General features: G+C 35.1%; 18 protein-coding genes, 3 tRNA genes and 1 other annotated feature. Of the genes, 17 read left to right on the top strand and 4 right to left on the bottom strand.

Translation table 11 applies throughout. The features are described 5' to 3' along the window. Positions 1-5: 5 nt before the first annotated feature. A complete protein-coding gene (gene carA / locus ELD05_RS04990) occupies positions 6-1,076 on the bottom strand; it encodes a glutamine-hydrolyzing carbamoyl-phosphate synthase small subunit (RefSeq protein WP_127351585.1) in 1,071 nt (356 codons plus the stop codon). Positions 1,077-1,201: 125 nt separating this feature from the next. Further along, positions 1,202-3,034: an asparagine synthase (glutamine-hydrolyzing) gene (gene asnB, locus ELD05_RS04995; protein WP_127351586.1), complete on the bottom strand. Its 1,833-nt coding sequence runs from the start codon at positions 3,032-3,034 to the stop codon at positions 1,202-1,204. Between the two features lie 186 nt (positions 3,035-3,220). Between asnB and ELD05_RS05000 the strand changes: the two genes are divergently transcribed. From ELD05_RS05000 to ELD05_RS05070, 15 genes are all read left to right on the top strand, one after another. Further along, a tRNA-Ser gene (locus tag ELD05_RS05000) sits at positions 3,221-3,311 on the top strand. Positions 3,312-3,595: 284 nt separating this feature from the next. Continuing rightward, complete coding sequence (gene ispE, locus ELD05_RS05005; RefSeq protein ID WP_011917729.1) at positions 3,596-4,468, top strand: 4-(cytidine 5'-diphospho)-2-C-methyl-D-erythritol kinase; 873 nt, start codon at positions 3,596-3,598, stop codon at positions 4,466-4,468. A gap of 14 nt (positions 4,469-4,482) precedes the next feature. Then, complete coding sequence (locus ELD05_RS05010; protein WP_011917728.1) at positions 4,483-5,163, top strand: GntR family transcriptional regulator; 681 nt, start codon at positions 4,483-4,485, stop codon at positions 5,161-5,163. 17 nt (positions 5,164-5,180) lie between these two features. Further along, positions 5,181-5,930: a nucleotidyltransferase family protein gene (locus ELD05_RS05015; RefSeq protein WP_011917727.1), complete on the top strand. Its 750-nt coding sequence runs from the start codon at positions 5,181-5,183 to the stop codon at positions 5,928-5,930. Positions 5,931-5,997: 67 nt separating this feature from the next. Next, on the top strand, positions 5,998-6,213 hold the full coding sequence (locus tag ELD05_RS05020) for a DUF1858 domain-containing protein (RefSeq protein ID WP_011917726.1): 216 nt from the start codon (positions 5,998-6,000) through the stop codon (positions 6,211-6,213). 47 nt (positions 6,214-6,260) lie between these two features. Continuing rightward, a tRNA-Gly gene (locus tag ELD05_RS05025) sits at positions 6,261-6,334 on the top strand. Positions 6,335-6,382: 48 nt separating this feature from the next. Further along, positions 6,383-6,459 (top strand) — tRNA-Thr (locus tag ELD05_RS05030). Between the two features lie 183 nt (positions 6,460-6,642). After that, positions 6,643-6,807, top strand: coding sequence for a 50S ribosomal protein L33 (gene rpmG / locus ELD05_RS05035; RefSeq protein WP_127351587.1), 165 nt, complete (start codon positions 6,643-6,645; stop codon positions 6,805-6,807). Between the two features lie 21 nt (positions 6,808-6,828). Further along, the gene (gene secE / locus ELD05_RS05040; RefSeq protein WP_011917718.1) at positions 6,829-7,098 is read left to right on the top strand and encodes a preprotein translocase subunit SecE; all 270 of its coding nucleotides are present in this window, start codon (positions 6,829-6,831) and stop codon (positions 7,096-7,098) included. A 58-nt stretch (positions 7,099-7,156) separates the two neighbouring features. Further along, positions 7,157-7,684, top strand: a complete 528-nt coding sequence (nusG, locus tag ELD05_RS05045; RefSeq protein ID WP_127351588.1) for a transcription termination/antitermination protein NusG — start codon at positions 7,157-7,159, stop codon at positions 7,682-7,684. Positions 7,685-7,721: 37 nt separating this feature from the next. Continuing rightward, entirely contained in the window at positions 7,722-8,147 is a 426-nt protein-coding gene (gene rplK, locus ELD05_RS05050; RefSeq protein WP_011917716.1) for a 50S ribosomal protein L11, read from the top strand. A gap of 81 nt (positions 8,148-8,228) precedes the next feature. Then, on the top strand, positions 8,229-8,921 hold the full coding sequence (gene rplA, locus ELD05_RS05055) for a 50S ribosomal protein L1 (protein WP_039764558.1): 693 nt from the start codon (positions 8,229-8,231) through the stop codon (positions 8,919-8,921). A 17-nt stretch (positions 8,922-8,938) separates the two neighbouring features. Beyond that, positions 8,939-9,137: a sequence feature (ribosomal protein L10 leader region), on the top strand. An 18-nt stretch (positions 9,138-9,155) separates the two neighbouring features. After that, a complete protein-coding gene (rplJ, locus tag ELD05_RS05060) occupies positions 9,156-9,680 on the top strand; it encodes a 50S ribosomal protein L10 (RefSeq protein WP_039764557.1) in 525 nt (174 codons plus the stop codon). Between the two features lie 39 nt (positions 9,681-9,719). Next, complete coding sequence (gene rplL / locus ELD05_RS05065; protein ID WP_011917713.1) at positions 9,720-10,109, top strand: 50S ribosomal protein L7/L12; 390 nt, start codon at positions 9,720-9,722, stop codon at positions 10,107-10,109. Between the two features lie 181 nt (positions 10,110-10,290). Further along, the gene (locus ELD05_RS05070) at positions 10,291-10,662 is read left to right on the top strand and encodes a hypothetical protein (RefSeq protein ID WP_127351589.1); all 372 of its coding nucleotides are present in this window, start codon (positions 10,291-10,293) and stop codon (positions 10,660-10,662) included. A gap of 107 nt (positions 10,663-10,769) precedes the next feature. On the opposite strand, the gene ELD05_RS05075 is transcribed toward ELD05_RS05070, so the two are convergent. Together ELD05_RS05075 and ELD05_RS05080 are read right to left on the bottom strand one after the other, a co-directional pair. Beyond that, entirely contained in the window at positions 10,770-12,563 is a 1,794-nt protein-coding gene (locus ELD05_RS05075; protein ID WP_127351590.1) for an ABC transporter ATP-binding protein, read from the bottom strand. Positions 12,564-12,566: 3 nt separating this feature from the next. After that, a complete protein-coding gene (locus ELD05_RS05080; RefSeq protein WP_127351591.1) occupies positions 12,567-14,306 on the bottom strand; it encodes an ABC transporter ATP-binding protein in 1,740 nt (579 codons plus the stop codon). Between the two features lie 206 nt (positions 14,307-14,512). Between ELD05_RS05080 and ELD05_RS05085 the strand changes: the two genes are divergently transcribed. Further along, a complete protein-coding gene (locus ELD05_RS05085; protein WP_127351592.1) occupies positions 14,513-17,068 on the top strand; it encodes a calcium-translocating P-type ATPase, PMCA-type in 2,556 nt (851 codons plus the stop codon). An 88-nt stretch (positions 17,069-17,156) separates the two neighbouring features. After that, positions 17,157-18,809 carry an FAD-dependent oxidoreductase gene (locus tag ELD05_RS05090; RefSeq protein WP_127351593.1) on the top strand — a complete coding sequence of 551 codons (1,653 nt, stop codon included), beginning with the start codon at positions 17,157-17,159 and terminating at the stop codon, positions 18,807-18,809. Positions 18,810-18,816: the final 7 nt, after the last annotated feature.

An 18,816-nucleotide genomic window follows, 5' to 3' on the forward strand; every position in this document is an offset into this window, starting at 1 on the left:
TTTTGCTACACTCCATTCAAAAGCTTTGTATATTGGTCAAAGATGTATTTTGAATCATGTGGACCAGGGCTTGCCTCAGGGTGGTATTGAACAGAAACAATTGGAAGGTCTAAATGAGCAAATCCTTCAACAGTTTTGTCATTGACATTTATATGGGTTATCTTTATTTTGTCATATTCTTTGTACTCAATTGCATAGTTGTGATTTTGTGAGGTAATGTAGACTTTGCCAGTTGTTAAATCTTTTACGGGATGATTTCCACCATGGTGACCAAATTTTAGCTTATATGTCTTAAGTCCTAAACAAAGGCCCAAAAGCTGATGTCCTAAACATATTCCAAGGATAGGCTTTTTGAGGCTTATAATACTTTTTAGAGTATCAAATATTTCTTCAAGATCAGTTGGATCACCCGGGCCGTTTGAAAATACAAATCCATCTGGATTTACTTTCATTACTTCATCAAGTGAAGCATTGTATGGAAAAACATACAGATCAAGTCCTCTTTTTGACAGCTCTCTTAATATATTCTGCTTTATTCCAAAGTCAAGGACGGCAACCCTCTTGCTATTTCCTTTTATTCTATACATTTCTTTAGTTGAGACTTCTTTTACTAAATGAGGTTTTTGATTCTTATATTCTGCAATTTTATTCAAAAGAAGCTCTTTGTTATCAGTTTCTGTTGAAATTATTCCAAACATAGAACCTTTGTTTCTTATATACTCTGTAATTGCACGTGTGTCAACTCCTTCAATTGCAACTATGTTGTGCTCTTTTAGATACTCGTCTAACGTCTTTTTTGATCTAAAGTTAGAAGGTGTTTTACATGCTTCTCTTACAATAAAACCCTCAACGTGGGGTTTGTATGATTCAACATCCTCATCGTTTATGCCATAGTTACCTATTAAAGGATAAGTCATTGTGACAATCTGACCATTGTAAGAAGGGTCTGTGAGCACTTCTTGATAACCTGTCATACATGTATTGAAAACAACCTCACCAATTGTTTCACCTTCTGCACCAAGTGAGATTCCTTCAAATGTAAGTCCATCTTCTAAAACAAGTATTGCTTTCTTCATTTTCATTCTCCTTTTTGACTTTTTGTATATAAGAGTACCAAAATAACATCGTAACTTCAATACTTAAATATTGCCTGATAAAATTATATCTCAAAGTGAATAAAAATACAACAACAATTTTATTTTTATTCGAAGTTGACATTATAGTTTTTTATCCAAAAGTCAAGTTGTACAATATATCCAAAAAACTGAGGAAGTGTCATGAGCTGCCCAAACCATGGTTTTTCAAATGTAAAGTTAGGATTATCTAAAATTTCTTTGAGCTGCTCTTTGTTGATAATTTCAAAGATGGACGAAGAATTTATTATCTTTTCGACCTTTGCCCTTACATTTTTTAGATATCTTGGATTATAAGTTTTTGGATAAGGACTTTTTTTGCGACTTCTCACAATCTCAGGTATTAAGCCTTCAAATGCACTTCTTAAAAGTCCTTTTTCTGTATTGCCAAGATGTTTTACTTTCCATGGAATGCTGTAGAGAAGTTCAACAAGCCTGTAGTCTGCAAACGGAACTCTTACCTCAAGAGAATTTATCATGCTCATCCTGTCCTTTCTATTTAAAAGAGTGAGCATAAACCACTTTACATTTAAGTAGTAGAGTATCCTATGTCTTAGGTCTTGTTCTGAATCAGATTCTGGCAGGATAACCTTTGCAACTGATTGCTGATATTTAGAATTTACGTATTCTTTAAGCTCGTCTTTTGAATATTTTTGAGATAAAAGCTTTGACCTAAAATCCAAAGACGGTGACCATGGGAAGGTTTTGACATCTTTGTAGCTACTGCTCCAATACCATGGATATCCGCCAAAAATTTCATCAGCACATTCACCAGAAAGAGCTACTTTTGCATGTTTCCTTACTTCTTTTGTAAATAACAAAAGAGATGAGTCAATGTCAGCCATGCCTGGAAGGTCATTTGCAACTGTTGCTTGATAGAGACTTTCTGAGAGCTGGTCATTGTCAATTTCAACTATTATGTGATCTGTCCCAATTTCTTGGGAAGCCATCTTTGCAAAATCTGTATCCAGCGTTGGCTGGAACATATTGAATGTGTAGTAGTTTTTATTTTCTTCGTAATCAATAGAAAATGTCTTTAAAGTTTTACCTTGATTTTTCAAAGCTCTATTTGCAACAGTTGTAATAATTGTAGAGTCAAGCCCACCAGATAAGAAAGAACAGATTTCAAAGTCAGATACAAGTTGTCTTTTGATAGCATCAATAACAAGATTTTTAACCATTTCTTTAATTTCCTCAATGTTTTTATCAAGGTTTTGAGGTTTTAATTTCCAATATTCTTCCATGGTAATACCTTTTGAATTGTATATAACATAGTAGGCAGGTGGTAGCTCTATTATGTCTTTAAAGATAGCACAGAAAGGCGACCTTGCGGGACAAAGTCCAATAAGTTCATATACTCCTTCTTTGCTGACTACAGGAGATATAAGGGGATGTTTTAGTAAAGCCTTGAGTTCCGAAGCAAATATGAAGTTACCGTTTTTTAAAGAAAAGAACAAAGGTTTTACTCCTAAGTGGTCACGAGCTAAAAAAAGTTCCTTGGTAGTTTCGTTATAAACTGCGAAAGCAAATATCCCATTCAAACGTTTTACACACTCTTCTTTCCAGTGAATATATGATGTTAAAAGTACTTCTGTGTCAGAGTAAGAAGAGAATGTATAACCTTGAGTTTGTAATTCTTTTTTAAGCTCTGGGGTATTGTACAACTCTCCATTGTAAACTACGATATACTTTTGATTGTTGTACTCTTTTACCATTGGTTGTTTCCCACCTTCAGGATCGATTATGGTAAGTCGCCTGTGACCTAAAAGAGCATTTTTTGAAAGATAAAAACCACCTTCGTCAGGGCCACGGTGTAAGAGTGCATCTGCCATATTTTTTATGATGTCATCACAGTTTGAAATGTCCTTCCAGTAACATACCCAGCCACTAATTCCACACATGATGTTCTCCTTGTGCGTAGCTTGAAAAAGAATTTCATTTACAATATATTAAACAAGTAACAAATTTGTGATTTAAGGTTTTCTGATGCTTTGAACTTTTTAATTCCCTTTGGGGTTATTGACATATATGATAAGATGTTTTATAATAAATCTTGCTCTGAGAAAAAAATAGAATTGAAAATAAGCGGAAGGGTGTCCGAGTGGTTTAAGGAGCTGGTCTTGAAAACCAGTGACCCGCTTACGCGGGCCGTGGGTTCGAATCCCACCCCTTCCGCCATTAATTTTATAAGGGAGACTTTTTGGATGGAATGACTTAATAAAAAGGCTTGCAAGTCTTAAGATAGATAGTGTAATATTATAATTGAGCATTATGTATTAAGACCATTAAGTAGAGTGGTCTTTTTTTATTACATTCCTATTCTTTAATTTTGGCACTTTGAATAAGATTTTTGATAAGCATTCCTAATATTTCTACAATTTTTTTGATAAAATAACTAAATAGAGAATACAATATACAACATCTTGCTTTTAATTACATCATTGCGAAAGGTGTGGAATGAATTGATACTAAAGGCTTATGCAAAGATCAACTTGACATTGGATGTGCTTTCAAAAAGAGATGATGGTTACCATGAAATCAGAACAATAATGCAAACAGTGGATTTGTATGATATAATAAATATTGAAAAGATAGAAGAAGATAGTATAATTGTTACAACTTCAAGTGAAAACATTCCAACTGACAATAAAAACCATGCTTACATTGCAGCCTCTCTTGTCAAAGAACGTTTTGGTGTAAAAGAAGGAGTTAAGATACATATTCAAAAGAATATTCCAATTTCAGCAGGCTTAGCAGGTGGTAGCACTGATGCTGCGGCTGTTTTAAGAGGGCTAAACAAACTATTTGGCTTGAATTTAAGCCAAAATGAGCTAATTGAATTGGGAAGAGAAATTGGAGCTGATGTTCCATTTTGTTTAGTTGGTGGTACAGCACTTTGTGAGGGAATAGGCGAAAAGGTTACAAAACTAAAATCAGCGCCAAAGATGAATATACTAATAGCAAAACCAGAGGTGTATGTATCGACTCAGGCTGTTTATGAGGCTCTTGACCTTAGCAAAGTCAAAAAAAGACCCAATACAGATGCTATGATTGTAGCAATTGAAGAGGGCAATATTCGTGAGATTGCAAAAAATTTGTGTAATGTTTTAGAAACTGTTACAGTCAATCAGTATCCTGTGATAAACAGAGTAAAAGACATTATGAGGAACCACAACGCGCTTGGCACAGTCATGACAGGAAGTGGGCCTGCTGTATTTGGGATTTTTGCTAATAAATACGATGCACTAAAAGCTGCTGACAGACTTAAAGTCTTTATCAAGGAAATAATTCTGACAACCACGTGTGAAAACGAATTTTTCAGTAATGAGGAGTAGGAGTTGTGAGAAAAATGAATGAAAAAAATGATTCACACTATTTTTTGATTGAAAACTATAAGCCTTTGAGGGAGATTGTGTTTGAAAAACTCAGAGATATGATTGTCAATGGAGATTTAAGACCTGGAGAGAGGCTGATGGAGATAAAGCTTGCAGAGATGCTTGGTGTTTCCAGAACGCCCATCAGGGAAGCTATCAGAAAACTTGAGTTAGAAGGACTTGTGGTTATGCTTCCACGAAAAGGCGCTTATGTTGCGGATATTTCTAAAAAAGAGATTATGGATGTTTTAGAGATTAGAGCAGCTCTGGATAAATTAGCAGCAGGCCTTGCAACTCAGAGAATGACAAAGACTGAAAAAGAGGAACTCAAGAAAGTGCTTGCTTCATTTGAGAAGAATTTCAAATTGGGAAACATCGAAGGAATGATAACTGATGATATTAGGTTGCATGATATAATATATATAGGAGCAAAAAATGAAAAACTGCAACACATTATAAATAATCTCCGTGAACAGATTACAAGATTTAGAATTATCTATTTAAAAGAAATATACAGAAAAAATGAAAAACTATTAGACGAACATAGAGAAATTGTAGATGCAATCTTAAGTGGTGATATAGAAAAAGCCCAGAAGATGGCAGAAGAGCATATAAAGAATCAAGAGATGGAACTTATTAAAAGCTTAAAATTTTAATAAAAAAGGTGAAAATTATGGTAAATGCTATTATATTAGCGGGGTCTGATAAAAACAAATCAGGCACCCCTTATGAATGCAAAGCATTGATAAAGCTAAATAATAAGTTCATGATTGAATATGTATTAGATGCGGTGTGCAGCTCAAGGCATGTATCGCGAATAGTTGTTGTAGGACCGAGGAAACTTAAAGATTTATTTGAAACAAAATATCCAAGGGTAGAATTTGTAGAAGAAGATACTTCGATAATGAAAAATGCAAAAAAGGGAATTGAGTATCTAAATGACACTAAAAAAATTTTATTTTTAACTTCAGATTTACCATTTATAACCGCTGAGGCGATAGACCATTTTATTGAGGAGTCAATAAAAACAGGTGCTGATATTTGCTATCCTATTGTTGAAAAAAGTATAAATGATGAGAAGTACCCTCAAATGAAAAGAACATATGGTACTGTAAAAGAAGGGACGTTTACAGGGGGAAATGCAATAATAATCAATCCTTCTATTTTTGACAGATGCTATAGTCTTGCCGAAAAGCTTGTAGAAAAGCGCAAAAACCCTATTGCGATGGCAAGATTGATAGGGCCAACCATTCTTTTACTCTTTTTGACAAAAAAACTTTCCATTCAAAAGGTTGAAAAGAGAGTTTCAAAGGTTTTTAAAGTGAAAGCAAAAGCCATAATCTCTACATACCCTGAAATTGGACAGGACGTTGACAAGGATTCTGATTTGACTGTGGCAAAATTCTATCTTGAAAAAAAATGATAGAATTCCTATTGAAATTGTGGTATAATATTTACATGTCAATATCCAAATAAAGGAGGCAAAAAAGATGCCAAGGATAACAACTGATACAATTATTGCGGATGTGCTCAGAATTGACAGAGGAACTATCCCTATATTTTTGAACAATGGACTTCACTGTTTGGGATGTCCATCAGCGCAAGGGGAGAGCATTGAAGAAGCTTGTGCTCTTCATGGGATAGACGCACAAAAGCTTGTTGATGAGCTGAATGAATATCTCAAGAGTAAGGGTCTTTTAGATTAAAAAACTCTTTACATCTTCAAAAAATAGTATTAAAATATAATTGCAGTGCGGGTGTAGTTCAATGGTAGAACACCAGCTTCCCAAGCTGGTAGCGTGGGTTCGATTCCCATCACCCGCTCCAGATTTAAAAAAAGAAGGGGGAGTAAATAGCCCCTTTATTTTTGTAAATGCCCACGTAGCTCAGTAGGTCAGAGCGTCACCTTGGTAAGGTGGAGGTCACCGGTTCGATTCCGGTCGTGGGCTCCATTTTAGTTATTGACAATTTTAATTGTTTATGATAGATTTAAAAAGTCAGACAAAGATGGCTTATTTTTTTTTGCTAATTTTTTGCTCTGATAGGTAAAAGGAAAATTGCAATACCAAATCTTAAAGAGAGTAAAAAGCAGCTTTTTTTCAAAGGTTTTAGATAGTGGAGGTGAATAGAATAAGATGGCAGCAAAAGGAGCGAGAATGATAATCCATCTTGAATGTACAGAGTGCAAGAACAGAAACTACACAACAGAGAAGAACAAAAAGAACGATCCTGACAGGCTTGAACTCAGGAAATACTGTAAATTTTGCCGAAAGCACACCGTTCATAGAGAAACCAAATAGGAGAAAGAGGATGTGTGGATAATGGTGGAGAAGAAGAAAATAGAGAAGCCAGTTACAAAGCCTAATACTAATAGGAAAAAAGTAACATTTAAAGAATGGTGGACAAAAACAGTAAAGTTTTTCAAAGATGTCAGAATTGAAATGAAGAAGGTTGTATGGCCTTCTCAAAAACAGGTTATTAAACACACCATTGTTGTTTTGACATTTACATTATTTTTCACAGTGTTCATTCTACTTGCAGATGTGATATATGAACAGCTTATTTTCAAGTTCTTGCTAAAGATAAGATAACCAGCCCATTTTATTAACCAATTAAAGAAAAAGGAGGGCGGGCTTTTAGCCCTTCAAAATGAGTGATAAAAGAGCAAAATGGTATGTTGTTCATACCTATTCTGGGTATGAGAATAAGGTAAAAGCAAATTTAGAGAAGATAATTGAAAATAGAAATCTTTCTGATAAAATATTAGATATTAGAATTCCTACTGAACTTGTAACAGAGATTAAAGATGGTAAAAAGATTGTAAAGGAAAAAAAGAAGTTTCCTTCATATGTGCTAATAAAGGCAGTAATGGATAATGATATTTGGTATACAATTAGGAATATCAGAGGCGTAACAGGATTTGTAGGACCTGAGTCAAAACCCACACCTCTTACTGATGAAGAAATTGAAGCAATGGGGATAAAGGAAGAAGAGGTTGTTGAGGTATTTGACATTGAAGTGGGGGATAATGTGAAAATTGTCGCTGGTCCATTTGCAGATTTTTATGGACCTGTTATTGATATAAACAAAGAAAGAAAAAAAGTGAAGGTAATGCTGAACTTGTTTGGGCGAGAGACTCCTGTTGAGTTTGATTATCACCAAGTAGAAAAGTTTTAACATAGACAAAAAGGATGATAGGAGGTGACAGCTTAATATGGCGAAAAAGGTTTTGACCCAGATTAAACTTCAGATTCCTGCAGGAAAAGCAACACCAGCACCACCAGTTGGACCAGCATTGGGTCAACATGGTGTTAATATTATGCAATTTTGTAAAGAGTTTAATGAAAGAACAGCGAAAGATGCTGGGTTGATTATTCCAGTTGTTATAACAGTATATTCTGATAGGTCATTTACATTTATAACAAAAACTCCACCAGCATCAGTTTTGCTAAAGAAAGCTGCAGGAATTGAAAGTGGTTCACCAAAGCCAAACAAGCAAAAGGTTGCTACTTTGAAAAGAGATGTAATTAGAAAGATTGCTGAACAAAAGATGCCGGACTTAACTGCTGCAACTTTAGAAGCAGCAATGAGGACTATTGAAGGTACTGCAAAGAGTATGGGAATTGTTGTAGAAGATTAATTTATCCTCGCACAGGTTTTTAGATGTGGGAGGTTATTTGAAATTAGCCGCAAATACCACAAAGGAGGTTTTAAAGTAAGAATGTTCAGAGGCAAGAAGTATCAAGAAGCAGCAAAGCTTGTTGACAAAACCAAGTTATATGATCCAGAAGAAGCTATTGATTTGGCTTTAAAGACATCTTATGCTAAATTTGACGAAACAGTTGAAGTACATGTCAGATTAAACGTTGACCCAAGACATGCAGACCAGCAAGTAAGAGGTACAGTTGTCCTTCCAAATGGAACTGGAAAGAATGTAAGAGTACTGGTATTTGCAAAAGGTGACAAGGCAAAAGAGGCTGAAGAAGCAGGTGCTGATTATGTAGGTGCAGAAGAGCTTGTTGCAAAGATTCAAAATGAAGGTTGGACAGACTTTGATGTATGTATTGCAACACCTGATATGATGGGATTAGTTGGAAGGCTCGGTAAAGTATTAGGGCCAAAAGGTCTTATGCCAAACCCGAAATCGGGAACAGTAACAATGGACATTGCAAAGGCTGTCAAGGAAGCAAAGGCTGGTAGGGTGGAGTTTAGGCTTGACAAGACTGCAATAATTCACTGTCCGATTGGGAAGGTTTCATTTGGTAAAGAAAAACTTCTTGAGAACTATAGAACGCTTATGGATGCAATAATTAAAGCAAGACCAGCAGCAGCAAAGGGCCAGTTCATAAAGAGTATTACGGTTGCAACTACAATGGGTCCTGGCATAAAGGTAAATCCATTAAAACCTCTATAATTTTCATTGAAGATTAAAAAGTGAATATTCTACAACCGAAGACAGTAGGTGCAAAGCACTTTTGAAAAAGTGCTTTGCTTAAAGTTTGCCTACCGAGGTTGTAATTATTAAATCCGTCGGCTGATAAAAGCTTTTTTTAAGTGGTATTGTTAGCCGAGGGGAAGGGTAATTACAGCCTCTTTAAGGTAAACTTAAAGAGGCTTTAATAATTTTTATGGGTAGGAGGTGAGTTTAGTGCCAAAATCAAGAGCATTGAAAGAACAGCTTTTAAATGAGTACAAAGAAAAGCTCTCAAAGGCAAAAGCGGGCGTTATTGTATGTAATCATGGAATCACAGTTGAGCAGGATACAGCTTTGAGAAAAAAACTCAGAGAAGCAGGAGTGGAATACAAAGTAGTAAAGAAAACGTTATTTACCTTTGCAGTAAGAGAAAACAACTTGTCAGAACTTGAACAGTTTTTTGAAGGACCAATTGCAATTGCCCTTTCTTATGATGATCCTGTAAAGGTTGCAAAGGTTTTAAAAGAAGGTGCAAAAGACCTTGAAAAGTTAGAAATTAGAGGCGGGTTTATTGAAGGCAAAGTAATTTCTGCAAAAGAGGTTGATGCACTTTCAAAACTTCCGTCAAAAGAAGAACTTGTTGCAAAGATGCTTGGCGGCTTGAATGCGCCTATGTCTGGGCTTGTTTATGTACTCTCTGGTACTATTCGAAAGCTTGTTCTGGCACTCGATGCTATTGCTAAAAAGCAGAGTGCTTAACATAAATAAAAAAATTTTAAAATGGGAGGTTGTTTAAAGATGGCAAGCGAGAAGGTTCAAAAATTAATTGAAGAGATTAAGACTTTGACAGTTTTAGAGCTTTCTGAAATGGTAAAAGCATTAGAAGAAGAATTTGGTGTTACAGCAGCAGCTCCAGTTGCTGTTGCAGCAGCTCCAGTTGCAGGTGCTCAGGCAGCAGCTCCAGCAGCTGAGGAGAAGACAGAGTTCAATGTTATCTTAGCAGATGCAGGTAGCGACAAGATTAAAGTTATCAAGGTTGTAAGAGAGATTACTGGTCTTGGTCTAAAAGAGGCAAAGGACCTTGTTGATGGTGCTCCAAAGCCAATTAAAGAAAATGTTTCAAAGGACGAAGCTGAGCAGATTAAGAAGAAGTTAGAAGAAGTTGGTGCAAAGGTTGAGCTCAAGTAATAAAACACAAGTAGCGTAAGTAAAAAACATAGCTTTTTGAAAAAGGGTGGGGAGTTTTTTCTTCCTGCCCTTTTTTAATTTTTGGGATGAAATTTTACTGAGATTGTGGTATTATAAAAGCATATAAAATTAGCCTTAAGTAAATTTAGAAATTATCAAAAGAAAGGTTGAGACAAAGAAGATGAATGAAAGGTACTTAGAAATTGTCCGAAGGATAAATGAGCTTACATCGACAATGTCAGAGGCTTTCGACCACATTGTAAATATCCAGATTCCAGAGCTCAGGTTTGAAGACTCTTTTTATCTTCTAAACGATATTATTGAGGCTTTTTTGAGTATTTCAAATGCCTTGAGAATAATTCAAGATGAGTTTGAGTTGCAAAATGTTATGTCTTTGGGAGATAAGCTGCATCAGAATTTAGAGGAACTTCTTGAACTATACAAAGAACCTGTTGAGGAAAGACTTTTGAAAAAATATAAAGATGACATAATTCCATCGTATGAAATGTGGCTAAACGAGCTTTTGGTCTCTATAAACAAATATCAAGCTTGAAAAAATTTGAAAGCTTAGAAGATATCTGAAGGACTTAAATAAAAAACAAATGGGCTGCACAAAAGTGAACTTGCAGCCTCTTTTTAAATAAAATCTTCTGCTCTTTTTCATTTTTCAAAGTATTTAAACTGTGATGTGTACAAGTTATAATAGAAGCCTCTTTTTTCAAGAAGCTGTTGATGATTTCCTTCTTCCACAATCTGTCCATTGTGTATTACGAATATCCTATCAGCATTTCTGATTGTTGAAAGCCTATGGGCAATAATTATTGAGGTTCTATCTTTTGTGAGCTTTTCAATAGCCTCTTGAATGAGAACTTCTGTTTGAGTATCCACAGCAGATGTTGCCTCATCCAGTATCAAAATCTTTGGGTCTGCTAAAAGAGCTCTCGCAAATGCAATGAGCTGTCTTTGACCGATAGAAAGCCTGCTTCCTCTTTCATTTACTTCTGTGTCATATCCATTTTCCATTTTCATTATAAATTCATGAGCATTTACAGTCTTTGCAGCCTTTATTACTTCATCCATGGTGGCGTCAGGTTTTGCGTATCGAATATTGTCTGCTACCGTTCCAGAGAAGATAAAAGTGTCTTGAAGCATAATTCCCATCTGTTTTCTTAGGGACTTTAAGGTTACATTTCTTATATCATGTCCATCAATTAGTATCCTTCCCATTTGTGGGTCATAGAATCTTGCGAGGAGGCTTATTATAGTTGTTTTTCCCGCACCAGTTTCGCCAACTAAAGCTATTGTCTCTCCTGGTTTTATTGTAAATGACACATCTTTTAATACAGGCTTTCCTTCTTCATACGAAAAAGAGACATTCTCAAACCTGATTTCGCCTTTAATTGGGGGCAAATCATAAGCATGAGGGCTATCTTTAACATCAGGTTGGATATCAAGTATTTCAAATATTCTCTCTGTTGAGGCCATAGCAACAAGAAGCTGATTATAAAAGTTTGAGATATTGTTTATCGGCTGCCAGAACATACCCATGTAATTTGAAAATGCTATAACTGTGCCAAGTGTTGTATACCCTCTTTTCATCATCCACACACCAAATAGAAATATAAGAACAGTTGAAAGTGTTCCTGTAAAGTCAATTGTGGGCCAGAACAGGTTGTTTACCCTGATTGCTTTCATCCATGTATTTTTAAATATGGTGTTAAGTTCTTTAAAGATTTGCAAGTTTGTCTCTTCTCTGACAAAGGCTTGTGTTATCTTCATTCCTTGAATACTCTCGTGTATGTATGCATTCAACGTGGAAGACTTTTTCCTCACATCTTGCCATCTTACTCTTATAGAGTTTTTCAAAAACATGATTACTACTATTAAAAAAGGTAGAACAAAAAAAGCAACCAACGACAGTTTGACATCAATAGAAAGCATTATTATTATGATAAAAGAAAGACTTAGTGTGTCAATCAGCACATTTAAAATACTATTTGACAAAAGCTCTGACAGAGAGTCTACATCATTCATCACTCTTACCATAATCTTCCCAGCAGGGCGGTTATCAAAAAAGTTAAGAGACAATTTCTGAAGGTGAGTAAAAAGATGCATTCGTATATCTGAGACAACATTGTTACCAAGTTTTGTCATAAAGATTGTACGAATTCTCAGGCTCAGGACATACAAAAGCGTCAATGTAATATAAAAAGAGGCTTTGTAAAAAAGGCCATGGATATTTCTCTTCGGAATGTCAATGTCAATTACAAGTCTTATCAAATAAGGTCCAGCAAGGTTGTAAAAGGTAGCAAGAATCATCAATAAAAATGAGTACAAAAAGTATTTTTTGTATGGTTTAATATAACTTAGTAACCTTATGAACTGACTCCAGTTGAAAGGTTTTGTTATAGGTTCATCTTCTTCAATTCTGAGTCTTTTTGATGTTGTGCTCAAAGCTTAATCACCTTCTTTTTGTGTGCTATAGATGTCTTTGTATTGCTGGACAAAGATGTTATAATATTTGCCTCTCATTGCCAAAAGCTCATTGTGAGTACCTTGCTCCACTATCTTACCATTTTCAAGATAAAATATGATATCACAATCTTTGATCATTGAGATTCTGTGAGCAATTATAAAAACTGTACAATCTTTAAAATACTCTTCCAAAGCCTGATGAATAAGATATTCTGTTTCCATGTCAACTGCAGAGGTTGCATCATCAAGTATTAATATCTTTGGCTTTATTAAAAGAGCTCTTGCAATGGCAATTCTTTGTTTTTGTCCACCTGAAAGTCCAATTCCTCTCTCACCAACAAGTGTCTCATATCCTTCTGGAAACTCCATAATAAAATCGTGAGCTTGGGCAAGCTTAGCTGCCTTTACTATATCCTCAAACGTTGCATTTTCAACACCATAAGCAATGTTATTGGCAATTGTATCAGAGAACAAGAAAGTCTCTTGAGGAATAATAGATATCGCACTTCTTAGTTTTTTTAAGTCATAATCCCTTACATCAACCCCGTCCACCAAAACTTTTCCTGCTGAAACATCATAAAAACGAGGTATTAGATTTACAAGTGATGATTTTCCTGAGCCAGTTGGGCCTATTATGGCTACTTTCATTTTAGGTTTTATATCAAAATTGATATCTTCTAAAACAATGTTTCCAAAGTGTTTAAAGTACACGTTTTCAAATTTGACAGAACCTTCTTTCACTTCATATTGTGTAGGTTTTCCTTTGATTTTAATTGGTGTGTACAGAAGACTAAAAACTCTTTCGCATGAAGCATTTGCTCTTTCAACCATACTAATAATCCATCCCAAGGACCTGAGTGGCCATACAATTGCCCACAAATAGCCTTGAAAGGCCATAAGAGTGCCAATTGTGATTGATTTATTTATGACCATAAAACCCCCCAGTGCAAAGATAATCAAAACAAGCAAAGAGGTCACAGCTTCAATCATTGGAAAAAATCTTCCCCAGATAAGTCCCACTGTGATGTTCTGTTCTTTGTAGTCTCTATTTGCAGACGAAAACTTTTCAATTTCAAAATCTTCTTGGGAAAATGCCTTTACAACCCTTATACCAGTTATATTCTCTTGTGTTGCTGTGTTTAGTTTTGAATACTTTTCGCGGATCTTAATAAATTCAGGTCTTATTGTCTTATCAAAAAAGTAAACAAGGACCAGCAAAAGTGGAGTTGAAAGAAGCAATGCAAGAGTGAGCTTAACATTTAAAAGGAACATTATTGTAAGGGAAATAGAAAAGTTTAAAATGTTTTCAACAAGCAGGGATATAGCGGTTGAAAAAAACATCCTGATGCCTTCTAAATCTCCTGTCATACGTGCCATTAGTTCACCCGTTCGTGTTTTATCATAAAATTCATATGTTTGCCTTTCCAAAAATTTGTAAAGACTTTCTCTTAAATCATATAGAATATTCTGGGAAACGCTCTCAAATATATAAGAGTGTGTATAACGAATCAAACCCCTGATAAGACTCACAAGAAGCATGCTCATTAAAAGTGGAGCAAGTAAATTATATTTTCTTTTAGTGATTGCTTCGTCAATTACCATTTTTGAGATGTAAGGATTTATCATACCGAGGGATATTGATAAAGCAATTAAAGTAAATCCAATTACTAAAAGCTTTTTGTATTTTTCAAAATAAGGTGATAGTTTTTTTAAATTGTCCACTTAAGCAACACCTACCAACATCTGTTTTGTGATCTTATTTGTAAACTTTCACTACTTTAATACATTATAACCTCACAGTTTTTAAAAATAAATATAAGGATTTTAATATTTAGCGCAATTTTTTAAGACACACTTTGTTCATCATAAAAGTTTAAGTCCTTTAATAATATTGTTTATAGATACTTGCAGGGATATGAATTTTAGAAATGGTGAATAAGCTACTTGAATTTCATGGAAGTGGACTTTCATCAAATGAGGCAGAAAAGAATATTGAAAGATTTGGGCTAAACGAGATAAAGCTTGAGAACAAAAAAAGTGCTCTCTCAATATTTTTTGACCAATTCAAAGACATTTTAGTTGTAATCTTAGCCCTTTCTACGGCTGTGTCATTTTTGCTTGGTGAGTTTTTAGATGCTGTGGTCATCTTTTTCTTGATAATTCTAAATGGAATATTAGGGTTTGTGCAGGAATTTAGAGCAGAAAGGGCTGTAGAATCGCTCAAAAACTATATCTCGTACAAAGCAAAAGTAATAAGAGATAGAAAGGTAGATGTGATAGAGACAAAATTCGTAACAATAAATGACATTGTAATAATTGAAGAGGGGGACAGAGTTCCTGCAGATGGCATTTTAGTCGAGGGTTTTTCTTTGTCTATAGATGAATCAATTTTAACTGGCGAGTCAGTTCCGGCTGAAAAGGACGTAAAAGGCGAAAACAAGCTTTATATGGGTACTTATGTTATAAAAGGGAAAGGTGTAATGAAAGTAACATCAATAGGCCTTGACACGAAAATGGGCAAGATAGCTAAAGCTTTAACAGAAATTAAGGAAACTAAAACTCCGCTGGAGCTGAGGCTGAATCAACTTGGAAAGTTATTGGCCTTGATTTGTCTTAGCGTATGTGCCATTATAGTTATACTGGGGATTTTAAGAAAGCAGAACATTTATGAAATGTTTATGATAGGCATTTCTTTGGCAGTTGCAGCAATTCCAGAAGGGCTTCCTGCTGTTGTGACAATAACCTTAGCAATAGGTGTTCAAAGAATGGCAAAAAAGAATGCCCTTATAAGAAAACTTTCATCAGTTGAAACCTTAGGATGTGTGAACATTATCTGTTCAGATAAGACAGGAACATTGACAGAAAACAAGATGACAGTTAAGAGAATAGAAACAGTTGATATGAGCATTGAAGTTGAGGGTACAGGATATGACTTAAAAGGAAGAATATTGTCAAATGGACGAATTGTAAAAAATCAATTACTTGACTACATAATGCTGTGTGCAATTAATTGTAACAATGCTGAATTTGAAGATGATAAAAATGAACAATTTAAAATTTCAGGTGATCCAACAGAAATAGCACTTTTAGTTCTTGCTAAAAAGTATCGCGAAAATTTAAATAAGGGTGTCAGAATTATAGAAATTCCATTTGATTCTCATAGAAGGTATATGGGGGTTGTTGTCAAATATGATCAAAATAGTATTTTATTTGTCAAAGGGGCCTTTGAAAAGCTAATTGATAAGTGCAAATATTACATGTCTGAATGTGGTACAATAAAACAATTAGGGTATAATGAAAAACGAATTATTACCAAGAAAAATGAGTCAATGTGTATGTCTTCTATGAGGGTTTTGCTTTTGTGTATGAAATATGGTTCAGATACAGTAGATGGCATGATTTTGTTAGGGCTTGTTGGAATGATAGACCCAGCAAAAAGAGGTGTTAAATTGGCAATTGAAAAGGCGAAAAGAGCAGGGGTAAAGACAATTATGATTACAGGTGACCACAAACTAACAGCCTTTTCAATTGCAAAAGAGCTTGGTATTGCATCTTCATTTGAAGAAGTAGTAGAAGGAGAAGAGTTAGAGAAAGACGAAAAAGTATTTGAGAGAAATATAGATAAGATTTCAGTATTTGCGAGGGTTGACCCATTGAACAAATTAAGGATTGTAAGAATGCTCAAGAAAAAAGGGAATATTATTGCAATGACAGGAGATGGAGTAAATGATGCTCCGGCAATCAAAGAAGCGGATATAGGAATTGCAATGGGAATAAGCGGTAGTGATGTTACAAAAGAAGCAGCGTCAATGATTTTGCTTGACGATAACTATACCACCATTGTCCATGCAATTGAAGAGGGAAGACTTATTTATAACAATATAAAAAAATTTATAAAATACCTACTTGCCTGCAACATTGGAGAAGTTTTGATAATGTTCTTCACATCCCTTTTGAATCTGCCAATTGCGCTTTTGCCAATGCAAATTTTATGGATAAATCTTGTGACAGATGGTTTTCCTGCAGCAGCTCTTTCAATGTCAAAGAGTGAAGATAGTCTCATGAGACAAAAGCCAAGACCAAAAGATGAAAGCATTTTTGCAGGAGGGCTTTTAAAAGAAATAGTTTTAAGAGGTTTTGCAATTGGCTGCTTTGCAACTTTGTCATTTTACCTTCCTATTATGAAAGGATATGATATAAAAATGGCAAGAACGATTGCATTTGCAACACTTGTTTTGTCACAGCTGATTTATTCATTTGAGTGTTCAACACAAAAAAGGAATATCTTCAACATGTTATTTGGAAATTTATATCTACTATTTAGCGTAATTATATCATTTGTATTATTTTTACTGGTAATATATATACCACAGCTGGGTATAGTATTTGAGGTAAATTGTTTGGGATATCTGGAGTGGGGGATTATCATAATTTGTTCATTATTTCCTTCTCTGCTTCATTCTATATTTGCAAAAAATATCTAAAGTGATAAAATGATATGAGAAGCTCATTTGATAAAAAAATGTCACATTCAAAATAAAAAACACTGTGAGAAGGGAGATTTGTAAGAGAATGAAGATTGTCATAATTGGAGGCGTTGCAGCTGGAGCATCTGCTGCTACAAAAGCACGCAGAACTAATGAAAATGCTCAGATTATTCTCTTTGAACAAGGTGAATATGTATCTTTTGCAAACTGTGGGCTTCCTTATTATGTTGGTGGTACAATTCCAAAAAGGGGAAGCCTTTTGGTGGTAAGAGAAGAGCTGTTTAGGAAAAGATACAATATTGATGTGAGGGTGCTGTCTCAAGTTACAAAAATCAACCGAGACAGAAAAACAGTAACAGTTTTTGATAAGAAAAACAATACAACCTATGAAGAGAGTTATGATAAACTGATTATAGCAACTGGTGCAAGGCCTTTTGTTTTGCCATTTTTAAAGGATTGTGAAAACTCTTATACCTGTTTTACACTATATGATGTGGATAAAATTAAAGAAACTCTTACAAACAAGCTGATAAAAAAAGCTGTAGTAATTGGTGCTGGGTATATTGGTATGGAACTTGCTGAGCAATTACGTGAGATAGGGCTTGAATGCACAATTGTAGAGTTAAAAGATTCAATCTTGCCACAGTTTGACAAAGAGATGACAAATCCAATTTTGGATACACTAAAGACCAAGGGGATTGAGGTTAAAACTGGTGTTTCTGTAATTGATGCTAAAATTGAAAATGGCGTTGCAAAGAAATTGATACTTTCAAATGGTGAAGAGATAGAATGTGATGTAGTATTTCAGACAGCAGGGGTAATTCCAAATGTAGAGCTTGCAAAAGAGGCAGGGCTTGAAGTTAATAGGGGTATTGTTGTCAATAGCAAAATGCAAACATCTGACCCTGACATATATGCAGCAGGAGATGCAGTTGAAGTCAAAAGCATTATAACAGGCAAAAATGTATGGATACCACTTGCAGGTCCTGCTAACAAACAAGGAAGAGTTGCAGGGTGTAACGCAGCAGGTGGCAATTTGGAGTTCAAGGGCGTTATAGGTAGCTCTATTATTAAAGTGTTTGATTGGGCATTGGCAAAGGTAGGTCTTAGTGAGAATGAATGTGAATCTCTGGGGCTTGACTACAATGTAACAATTGTTCATCCTCTTCACCATGCAGGGTACTATCCAGGTGGCAAACAACTAACCATAAAACTTATGTTTGATAACAAAACAGGTAAGATTTATGGTGCAGAGATTGTTGGAAAAGAAGGAGTGGACAAGCGCGCAGATGTAATTGCAACTGCAATATATGCAGGGCTTACAGTATTTGATTTAGAAAATCTTGACCTTGTTTATGCACCGCCTTTCTCTTCAGCAAAAGACCCTGTTATAATGGCAGGGATGACAGCTGCAAATATCATAAGAGGTGAGGTCAAGAATATCTTACCTGATAGAGTATATGACCTTCTTGATAACAAAGAATATTTTATACTTGATGTCAGAACTCCAGAAGAGTATGAATTTGGGCACATTAAAGGTGCAGTGAATATTCCAGTTGATGAGCTAAGAGGAAGGATAAATGAGCTTCCGAAAGACAAAAAGATAATTGCTTATTGCGGTGTTGGGTTTAGGTCATACCATGCATGTTTGATTTTAAAGGCAAATGGATTTGACTGTCTGAATATGAGTGGTGGCTGGACTTCGTGGAGAATGTACTATCCTGATTTGGTAGAATAAATGGGGG

Origin of the sequence: Caldicellulosiruptor changbaiensis (assembly GCF_003999255.1) — a bacterium.
GTDB lineage: Bacteria > Bacillota > Thermoanaerobacteria > Caldicellulosiruptorales > Caldicellulosiruptoraceae > Caldicellulosiruptor > Caldicellulosiruptor changbaiensis.

What these genes read in the sequence shown, in the direction of transcription:
- carA (WP_127351585.1), bottom strand. Translation starts at nt 1,076, where the DNA reads ATGAAGAAAGCAATACTTGTTTTAGAAGATGGACTTACATTTGAAGGA.
- asnB (WP_127351586.1), bottom strand. Translation starts at nt 3,034, where the DNA reads ATGTGTGGAATTAGTGGCTGGGTATGTTACTGGAAGGACATTTCAAAC.
- ELD05_RS05010 (WP_011917728.1), top strand. Translation starts at nt 4,483, where the DNA reads ATGAATGAAAAAAATGATTCACACTATTTTTTGATTGAAAACTATAAG.
- ELD05_RS05015 (WP_011917727.1), top strand. Translation starts at nt 5,181, where the DNA reads ATGGTAAATGCTATTATATTAGCGGGGTCTGATAAAAACAAATCAGGC.
- ELD05_RS05020 (WP_011917726.1), top strand. Translation starts at nt 5,998, where the DNA reads ATGCCAAGGATAACAACTGATACAATTATTGCGGATGTGCTCAGAATT.
- rpmG (WP_127351587.1), top strand. Translation starts at nt 6,643, where the DNA reads ATGGCAGCAAAAGGAGCGAGAATGATAATCCATCTTGAATGTACAGAG.
- secE (WP_011917718.1), top strand. Translation starts at nt 6,829, where the DNA reads ATGGTGGAGAAGAAGAAAATAGAGAAGCCAGTTACAAAGCCTAATACT.
- nusG (WP_127351588.1), top strand. Translation starts at nt 7,157, where the DNA reads ATGAGTGATAAAAGAGCAAAATGGTATGTTGTTCATACCTATTCTGGG.
- rplK (WP_011917716.1), top strand. Translation starts at nt 7,722, where the DNA reads ATGGCGAAAAAGGTTTTGACCCAGATTAAACTTCAGATTCCTGCAGGA.
- rplA (WP_039764558.1), top strand. Translation starts at nt 8,229, where the DNA reads ATGTTCAGAGGCAAGAAGTATCAAGAAGCAGCAAAGCTTGTTGACAAA.
- rplL (WP_011917713.1), top strand. Translation starts at nt 9,720, where the DNA reads ATGGCAAGCGAGAAGGTTCAAAAATTAATTGAAGAGATTAAGACTTTG.
- ELD05_RS05070 (WP_127351589.1), top strand. Translation starts at nt 10,291, where the DNA reads ATGAATGAAAGGTACTTAGAAATTGTCCGAAGGATAAATGAGCTTACA.
- ELD05_RS05085 (WP_127351592.1), top strand. Translation starts at nt 14,513, where the DNA reads ATGGTGAATAAGCTACTTGAATTTCATGGAAGTGGACTTTCATCAAAT.
- ELD05_RS05090 (WP_127351593.1), top strand. Translation starts at nt 17,157, where the DNA reads ATGAAGATTGTCATAATTGGAGGCGTTGCAGCTGGAGCATCTGCTGCT.